Below are 360 nucleotides of genomic sequence, written 5' to 3' on the forward strand. Positions count from 1 at the left end.
TTGAGCTCGAAGTCGAAGGTGCCGGCGAGGTTGAGGGTGTTGGCGAAGAGCGTGCCGACGTAGTCGGGGTTGCCGGTGCCCTTGTCGACCTCGCCGTAGGTGCGCGAGGTCAGCACGATGCTGGCCGCGACCTCGTTGTTGCCGTTCATCTTGACGTTGCCGCCGTCGATGACGATCAGCAGCGAGCGGGTCCACACACCGCTCTCGCAGCTGGTCTGCGCCCAGGTGCTGCCCAGGTCCTTGAGGTCGACGGTGCCGCCCGGTTCGGTGCCGGTCAGGTCGAAGTACAGCACCGAGTTCGGGTACGCCGCAGGGTCCGGCACGCTCCAGCCCGACGCCGAGCGCCAGTAGCTGCCCTGC

Annotated in this window: 1 protein-coding gene; it reads right to left on the reverse strand. The window is 67.5% G+C overall.

Annotated elements, in window-relative coordinates; translation table 11 throughout:
- The coding region (locus QWY29_RS19895; protein WP_300962976.1) for a hypothetical protein at positions 1 to 360 on the reverse strand (360 nt) is incomplete at both ends.

Source organism: Nocardioides abyssi (genome assembly GCF_030412915.1).
In the GTDB taxonomy this organism is placed as follows: Bacteria; Actinomycetota; Actinomycetes; order Propionibacteriales; family Nocardioidaceae; genus Nocardioides; species Nocardioides abyssi.